This is a genomic window from Pseudomonas sp. SCPG-7 (assembly GCF_002156405.1).
GTDB lineage: Bacteria > Pseudomonadota > Gammaproteobacteria > Pseudomonadales > Pseudomonadaceae > Aquipseudomonas > Aquipseudomonas parakoreensis.
In genome coordinates this window covers 378,851-384,850 of record NZ_MVOO01000004.1, presented here as the reverse complement: position 1 = coordinate 384,850, position 6,000 = coordinate 378,851, and the positions used below count along the sequence as shown (strand labels likewise).

Here is a 6,000-nt window from a genome sequence, read left to right as displayed (position 1 = left end):
TGAGGTTGCTGAGGTTGCTGAGGTTGCTGAGGTTGCTGAGGTTGCTGAGATGGGGAGGGTGTTTCGTCAATGCTTTGGGCGAGCGCATGGCTATTCTGCGTGGTCGCAAGGTTTTCGAGCCGCACATCGTTACGGGCATAGAGCAAGCCCACTCGTTGTGCTTCGTAGTGCAGCGTCGGGGTCATGTATGCCAGATCGTTTTCAACGGTGCCAAACTGTCCCTCAATCGTTTCCGCTTGCAGAACAGTGTGCTGACTGCTTTGCGGATAGTCGCCGGCGGTGACGAGTTTCAGGGTGGCGTCACCCAAATGCGCGGCTCCTTTTACGACCACCGTCTGACTGTTGCCGGATACATCCACGGCATAGGCCAGTACGGCAGAACGGGCCAGGCGCAGATCTCCCGAAACCTTGGGTGCGCCGTAGACATCGTCGACGGTCATGCGTCCGTACACATTCAAATGATTTACCGCACCATTCCCGGCTATATGGGCGTTTTCATGAACATCCACCGTGCCGTCAATGAGGCCCTGGTTGGTCAGGTCTCCGCCAGACGCGACAGTGGCGCCGCCATTGATCGCTCCTTTGTTGATCAGAATACCCTCGGTCACAGCCGTACCCAGAATTTGCCCATCGTTAACCAGCATTGCCTTCGGATGAACCAGTACGCCGATGTTGAAATCACCCGGTCCGCTACGGGTCCAGCTCCCGCGCCTGACCTCCAGCCCGCTGAAGTTACGGGTTTCACCCAGCACGCCTTTCTTGTTCGCGTCGAGTTGCAGCAGGTTGTCGCCCCCGCCACCGTCGACCAGACCGGCGAAACTGCCGCGAGATTGCACGATGACAAGATCGTTGCGCCCATCGAGCGCCAGCGCTACACCCTCCTGCGCCGGATACGCTTTGCTGACCTTCAGTTGGACGGTGTCCGGATGATTGGCGAAAGCGTTGATCGCTGATTTGAACGTTTCAGAGGGGGCGGGAGAGATGCCTTGAGTGTCGGGCGGTGTGTCCTGAGCCATGGACAGATCAGCACATCCCATCGCCAGAGTAATGGCCAGTGTCAGGTGTTTGGGTCGAAAGTGGGATTGAACGGGCATCGAGTTCAGCCTCTCTTGGAAGGAGGCCAAACTCTAAGTTGGAGCCTGCAGGCACCGATGTCAGCCGGATCGCCCGGTGCTGCGGGCTACGTCTGTTTGATCTTCGGAAAAGGGCGGCTCGACAAAGACTGTCGGATTGCGTCGTGCCGTCGCGTTGTCGTTTCCTACAAATTGAATTGCCATTAGCCGCTTGTAATGATCAGAAACTCATCTGCGACTGCCCGATCAACCCGTAGTTGCGACTGTTGGTGCCAATCTCGCCGCTGCAGGGCATGGATGGAGGGCCTTTTGTTATTAGCGGGCCGTTCGTATAGCGAGGGGTTCTTACAGAATGAAGTCGGAGGATGACCTGCATTATTTTGCGTTCAGATGATCTTAAGCTCAGTCTTATCTGCATTTTGTTGCATATTGCAATGCCCCATCATCTGTCGAAATGCACTATATTGCATCTACGGGCAATAAATCTCCTGTTTAAATGCAATTAAATGCAGGTGTTGAGACATGTACAACCTGACATTACAGATATTCAGTGCTGGAAAATGGCACGACGTCATGATTCTAAGTTTCGACAATCCTGAAATGGGGTTCGAAAGTCGCTGCAGTTTCGGCTACGAGACGCCATACCTTGTCGAAAATATTGAAGCCATAGGCTCTCCGTTTTCCAAGGCCGTCAGTGCGTTGTATCCATTGGATTGGGAAGGGCGACGCTCCAGTACGCCCGCATTTGTCTATGACATTGCCCCCGCAGGAGCGGCAAAAAAATTTCTGCTTGCGCGTCTGGGGCAGGAGAAACCGGCGCATATCGGTGCCGATCTGTATCTGCTCGGCCAGAGCACTCCAGCCCCCATTGGCAATATGCGCATAAAAGAGTCGGCCGAGGCTGTCGATGAGCGTGAACCCATCGGATTCAGGCGTGAGGATGTTATTCACCGCGACAGTCGCTTTCTGGAATACGCCTATGAGCAAGGCGCGGCAGTTGGTGGTGCTACAGGGGCAGGCGGTGAGGCACCGAAGCTACTATTGGCTGAAAACAAGACCGGCCTTTTGTACCCCGATGCGGTATTGGGCGATGAAGAGGTCAGGCAGCATTGGTTTATAAAATTTGCCAGAAACAAAGGAAGTCTGGTCGATCAAGATATCCTGCGCAGCGAGTTCCATTACTACAAGGCGCTTCAGAAACTCGGCATTGAAACGATCGCGGTAGAAGGTTTGGCATTAGAAGAAGCGAGTAAGCCGAGCTTGTGGATGCAGCGCTTTGATCGAGAAGTAACGAACGGTGAAGTCAATCGTTTTGCTGTCGAGTCAATCTATTCACTGGCTGAAGTAACGGCGCCGGGAAGTGCAATGAATCATCTGGATGTCATCCGCATGCTCGCCGGGCTCTGGCGAAAAGCAGGACAGGCCAGTCAGATCCCCGAACTTGTGACGGATTACTTACGTCGGGACCTGATCAACAAGATCCTCGGTAACTCGGATAACCATGGTCGTAACATCGCGATAATTCGCCAGGAAAGTTCGTTTCGTCTGGCGCCGATCTATGACTTGGCCCCGATGGTCATGGATGACGAGGGTGTGACCCGGACAACCAAATGGCCAAAAGATCTGGAGAGGGCGGGAGAGGTCGATTGGCGGGGAGTGTGCCGCGCATTGGCTGATATCACCGATCCCAAAGACCCTTTGGCAGGCTTGACCGACGCATCAGATCCTTTCGAACGCTTGCGTGAAGATGCCCAGCGTCTGGCGGCGCTCCCCGACATATTGACGGCGAGCGGTTTGCCCGACAGAACGATGAACCACCCGGGAATCCATCTGAAAAATCTGGAGCAACGTTTGAAAGAGTGGGATCTGAAATGAGCATGACGGTAGCCGAGCGCACGGTGCTCATCGAAAACATTCAAGAGGCGCTGGCCCAAGGGACACTGGAGATCGGTGAAGCGGTTCGCCGTCTACGCGTGGAAGTGACCGGTCTGCATCAAACCCAGTTTGCCAGGATGTGCAAAATATCGGTTCGCACGCTGGTGCATATCGAGCATGGCGAGGGCAATCAGACATTGAAATCGTTGAATGCAGTGTTTCGTCCGTTTGGACTGAAAATGGGCGTGGTGCGGATCCGACGAGAGATCAATTAAAACCCGACGCTGGCGCAAGGTGCTGATTAACCTAGCTGCGCCGCACATAAGCCTTGCCATAATGCCGTTCCATGCGCGCCTGAATCAGCTCCAGACCGATCGACATCAGCCAGTAAATGATCGCCGCCGTGGTCAGCATCTCGATGTAGCGGTAGCTCGAGCGTCCGTAGGACTGCGCCAGAAACATCACTTCCCAGACGCCCATCACCGAGATCAGTGACGAGTCCTTGAGCATCGAGATGAACTGGTTGGTGGTCGGCGGGATGATCGTGCGCATCGCCTGGGGCAGGGTGATGCGCCAGAAGATCACGCTCTCGCGCATGCCCAGCGCCAGCGAAGCTTCACGCTGGCCATAGGGCACGCCGAGGATGCCGGCGCGGAAAATCTCGCTGAGGTACGCGCCGTAGTTGAGTGACAGGGCAATGATCCCGGCCACCACTGCACCGGGCACCACGCCCAGTTGCGGCAGGCCGAGGTAGATCAGCAGGATCTGGATCAGCAGCGGCGTGCCGCGAAAGAACGAGGTGTAGAAACTGGCGATCCCGAATGCCACGGCGCTTTTCGAGAGGCGTGCCAGAGCGGTGACGAAGCCCAGCAAAGACGAAGCGACGATCGCGCAGGCGCAGAGAAACAGGGTCAGTGCCGCGCCCTGCAGAAAGCCGTTGGGCGCCAGGTGCACGCCGAGCAGATTCGGCAGCTTGTCGAGGATGATCGAGAGCTTCAGATCGAAGCTCAGGAAAAACCCGGCGAACAGGCTGAACATCGCCGCCCAGGTCAGGTACAGGCGCGTGCGGAAACCGAACAGCCGTTGCAGGCGCGATTCAGCTACCGGTTGTGGTGGCTGTGGAGGTGTCGGGAAGGCAGTCATTGGCTGATATCGGCGCCGATCCATTTCTGCGACAGCTTGCTCAGCGTGCCGTCCTGCTTGAGTTGCGCAAACACCTCGCGCACCTTGGCGTCCCACTCGGCATCACCCTTCTCGATGGCCACCGAGTTCGGCTCCGAGTACAGCGGCGCGCCGGCCAGTTTGAAACGCTGATCCTGATTCAGGCGCGGCTGCGCGGTCACCAGATTGGTGAGGATGGCGTCCAGGCGCACACCGGCGCCCAGGCCCAGATCCTGGAAGGCGACGTTGTCGGTATCGTACGGAGCGATCTGCACATCCTCGAACGGGTACTCCAGATGCGTGTCTTCGGCGCCTTCAATGACCAGATTCTTGTTCAGATAACTTTCGTAGCTGCTGGCGCTGGTCAGGCCGACCTTTTTGCCGCTCAGGTCCTTGGCGCCGTGGATGCGATCGTCCTTGGCGTTGACCACGATCACGGCGGGCGAGGCGTAGTACTCGACCGGGAAATCGAACACTTCGGCGCGCGCCTTGCTTGGGGTCATGGAGCAGATGCAGATGTCATAGCGCCCGCTCCAGCGACCGGCAGCGATCACGTCCCAGGATGGCGTTTCCAGGCGCAGCTTGACCCCCAGTTTTTCCGCGACGGCTTTGGCGACGTCGACGTCGAAGCCGTCGAGTTGATTCTGCTCATTGAGAAACGAGAAGGGCGGGTAGCTTTCCATCAGCACGCCGACCAGCTCTTTTTTCTGTTCGACGCGATCGAGTGTGGCGCCGCCGAAGGCTTGAGTGGACGCGGCCAGAATCGTCAGGCCCAAGGCCAGTAGCGGTTGAAGTTTCACAGTCGACACCTGAAAAAAGGGGTTGTTATTAACCGAATGGTGCGTATTAAATAGTTATAAGAACTACTCTGGTAGTGAGTAATTTTCATAAGCATATGAGCGAAAAGCATATGGGCACAGCAAGCACGGTAATTCTCGATGGCGGCATGGGCCGTGAGTTGCAACGCGCCGGGGCGCCGTTTCGGCAGCCCGAGTGGTCGGCGCTGGCCCTGATCGAAGCGCCGCAAGCGGTCGAAGCGGTGCACGCCGCCTACATCGCCAGCGGTGCCAATGTGATCACCAGCAACAGTTATGCGGTCGTGCCGTTTCATATCGGCGAGGCGCGGTTTGCCGCTGAAGGCCAGGCTCTGGCGGCGTTGGCCGGAGAGCTGGCACAGCGTGCGGTGCAGGCGTCGGGCAAAGCGGTGCGAGTGGCCGGTTCGTTACCGCCGCTGTTCGGTTCCTATCGCCCGGACCTGTTCGAAGCGACGCGGGTGAACGAATTGCTGGCGCCACTGGTGAACGGCCTGGCGCCGCATGTCGATTTGTGGCTGGCGGAAACCCAGAGCTCGATCATCGAGGCGCGTTCCATTCGTGCCGGTCTGCCGCAGGACGGCAAACCGTTCTGGCTGTCGTTTACTTTGAAGGATGAAGACACCGACGAAGTACCGCGTCTGCGTTCCGGTGAGCCGGTGGCTGAGGCAGCGGCCGTGGCGGCGGAGCTGGGCGTCGAGACGCTGCTGTTCAACTGCAGCCAGCCGGAAGTGATCGGCGCGGCGATTGACGCAGCGCGCGCCACCTTCGAACGCCTGGGCGTGCAGATTCACATCGGCGCGTATGCCAATGCATTTCCACCGCAACCGAAAGAGGCAACGGCCAATGACGGTCTCGACCCGTTGCGCGATGACCTGGATCCGCCGGGTTATTTGCACTGGGCGATTGACTGGCAGCAGCGGGGCGCCAGCCATTTGGGCGGTTGCTGCGGGATCGGGCCGGAACACATTGCGGTGCTGGCGCAGGAACTGGGGTAAACAACAGATCAAAAGATCGCAGCCTTCGGCAGCTCCTGCAGGGGATTGATGTTCACCCTGTAGGAGCTGCCGATTTTGCTT

5 protein-coding genes and 1 pseudogene are annotated in these 6,000 nt (G+C 57.5%); 3 read left to right on the top strand and 3 right to left on the bottom strand.

Translation table 11 applies throughout. From position 1 onward, the window contains the following. Nucleotides 1–1,094 (bottom strand): annotated as a pseudogene (locus B1722_RS29575) (autotransporter domain-containing protein); the annotation flags it as partial. Nucleotides 1,095–1,595: 501 nt separating this feature from the next. On the opposite strand from B1722_RS29575, the gene B1722_RS11140 reads away from it, so the two are divergent. Both B1722_RS11140 and B1722_RS11135 read left to right on the top strand, forming a co-directional pair. Beyond that, nucleotides 1,596–2,948, top strand: coding sequence for a HipA domain-containing protein (locus B1722_RS11140; RefSeq protein WP_041071679.1), 1,353 nt, complete (start codon nucleotides 1,596–1,598; stop codon nucleotides 2,946–2,948). Then, nucleotides 2,945–3,223 (top strand): helix-turn-helix domain-containing protein, encoded by a 279-nt coding sequence (locus B1722_RS11135; protein ID WP_027610348.1) that lies wholly within the window; start codon nucleotides 2,945–2,947, stop codon nucleotides 3,221–3,223. Before B1722_RS11140 ends, B1722_RS11135 begins: the two co-directional genes overlap by 4 nt. A 31-nt stretch (nucleotides 3,224–3,254) precedes the next feature. On the opposite strand, the gene B1722_RS11130 is transcribed toward B1722_RS11135, so the two are convergent. Next, on the bottom strand, nucleotides 3,255–4,091 hold the full coding sequence (locus tag B1722_RS11130; protein WP_003229672.1) for an amino acid ABC transporter permease: 837 nt from the start codon (nucleotides 4,089–4,091) through the stop codon (nucleotides 3,255–3,257). Beyond that, nucleotides 4,088–4,909, bottom strand: coding sequence for an ABC transporter substrate-binding protein (locus B1722_RS11125; RefSeq protein ID WP_041071673.1), 822 nt, complete (start codon nucleotides 4,907–4,909; stop codon nucleotides 4,088–4,090). Before B1722_RS11125 ends, B1722_RS11130 begins: the two co-directional genes overlap by 4 nt. A gap of 110 nt (nucleotides 4,910–5,019) precedes the next feature. Here B1722_RS11125 and B1722_RS11120 point away from each other — a divergent pair, with 110 nt between their 5' ends. Further along, a complete protein-coding gene (locus B1722_RS11120; protein ID WP_041071671.1) occupies nucleotides 5,020–5,919 on the top strand; it encodes a homocysteine S-methyltransferase family protein in 900 nt (299 codons plus the stop codon). Nucleotides 5,920–6,000 lie beyond the last annotated feature (81 nt).

Bases quoted from the DNA above. Each gene is read 5' to 3' on its own strand.
- B1722_RS11130 (WP_003229672.1), bottom strand. From the start codon at position 4,091: ATGACTGCCTTCCCGACACCTCCACAGCCACCACAACCGGTAGCTGAA.
- B1722_RS11135 (WP_027610348.1), top strand. From the start codon at position 2,945: ATGAGCATGACGGTAGCCGAGCGCACGGTGCTCATCGAAAACATTCAA.
- B1722_RS11140 (WP_041071679.1), top strand. From the start codon at position 1,596: ATGTACAACCTGACATTACAGATATTCAGTGCTGGAAAATGGCACGAC.
- B1722_RS11120 (WP_041071671.1), top strand. From the start codon at position 5,020: ATGGGCACAGCAAGCACGGTAATTCTCGATGGCGGCATGGGCCGTGAG.